Genomic DNA, 1,426 nt, shown 5'->3' on the forward strand with positions numbered 1-1,426 from the left:
CGGCCGTCGGGAGTGGCGTGGCACCGGTCGGGGCCTGCTCGGTCGGCGCCGCGGCCGGATCGCCCTGCGGCGTGGCGGCGGGGGCCGTCGTGGTCTCGCTGATGGTGCACTCCTGGTGCGGTCGGACCTGCTTCTGGAGGGCCTGGGTATACGAAAGGGAGCCCGCTCCTGACGGGCCTGGCAGGGCACTTGACTTGGCGCACAGCGACGCGCGGGGGCACGCTGGATATAGGGCCTACACGTCCCCTGCTTCGCTGACTTGGGATGCGTTTCGTCAGGCAGGTGAATGAAGGCTTCTCATCTTGAGTGCCAGGCGATCTCGATGGCGTGAACGGCGGCGACGGTCCGGCCGACTCGGTTGGTGCTGCAACGGGCCTTGCGGAAGATCAGCCATTGCTTGAGTCGGGCGAAGGCGCGCTCGCCCGGGGCTCGCAGGCGGGCATGGTCCTTGTTGAACTGGGCGTACTTCTCCGGCAGGTCACGTCCGTAGTACGGGGTGCGGACCGTCGCGCCGGCACCGCGGTACGCGCGGTCGGCCAGCACGAGGATCTGCCGCGACAAGCAGGTCTGGATTACTCCGTGGGCGCGGGCTGAGGTCAGGTCGTGGGTCCGTCCCGGCAGGGCCCGCGAGAACCAGAGCGGGGTACCGTCCGGGCGGGCCAGGACCTGCACGTTCATCCCGTGTCTACGGTGCTTCATAGAGTAGTAGGGCTCGTCGGCGTTCACACGATCGGTGGGGATCAGGGTGCCGTCGAGGATGAGGAACTCGTTCGGATCGTGTCCCTGGAGGGCATCCAGCAGGCTCGGCGCGTGCTCAGCCAAGACGTCGACAGTCTCGTTGACGTACCGGCCGGCGGTCGCAGTGGAGACGCCGAACCCAGCGCCGATCTGGGCGAGCGTCTCGTTCTTGCGTAGGTGCACCAGGGCGAGAAGGGCCTGGTGGAAGCAGCCGAGCCTGCGCCAGCGGGTGTTCAGCTCACCCCTTCGGGCGTAGATCAGCCACGAGACGTGCTCCACGACCTCGTGCGGGACATCGAGCATGGCACGATACGGGACCAACAGGGCTCCTGCGTCCGGACGTTGATGAGTGAGATCGCCGACGGAACGACCGGGAGCCCTGCCACGTCACGGACCCGTCATCACTCGCGAGCCGCAGGATGAGAAACGTTCAATGACACCGGAAAAAGGCTCCAAGGGTCCGAAAAACCGGGAAAGAGATCTTGATGAAACTGCGCCGCGCCCTGTCGATCTCGGCCGCGACGGCCGCCCTGCTCCCCACGGCGGTGGCCGCCGCGCCCGTCTCCCAGGCGGCCCCTGCCACGGAGCTCCCGACGTGCTACGACCTCGACACCGCCTACGGGCAGTACCACAACAACACCTTCGTGGGCCGCACGTTCGGCATACCCAAGTCGATCACTCTTGGCAC

The 1,426-nt window shown here is 67.2% G+C and carries 1 protein-coding gene and 1 pseudogene; one reads left to right on the forward strand and one right to left on the reverse strand.

Annotated elements, in window-relative coordinates:
- Window positions 1-297: 297 nt before the first annotated feature.
- Window positions 298-1,041 (reverse strand): transposase family protein, encoded by a 744-nt coding sequence (locus AB0I03_RS26585; protein WP_360417352.1) that lies wholly within the window; start codon window positions 1,039-1,041, stop codon window positions 298-300.
- 182 nt (window positions 1,042-1,223) lie between these two features.
- Between AB0I03_RS26585 and AB0I03_RS26590 the strand changes: the two are divergent.
- Window positions 1,224-1,426: pseudogene (locus AB0I03_RS26590) on the forward strand (hypothetical protein); the annotation flags it as partial.

The organism is Glycomyces sp. NPDC021274 (assembly GCF_040641195.1).
Lineage (GTDB): Bacteria > Actinomycetota > Actinomycetes > Mycobacteriales > Micromonosporaceae > Glycomyces.

What these genes read in the sequence shown, in the direction of transcription:
- AB0I03_RS26585 (WP_360417352.1), bottom strand. Translation starts at nt 1,041, where the DNA reads ATGCTCGATGTCCCGCACGAGGTCGTGGAGCACGTCTCGTGGCTGATC.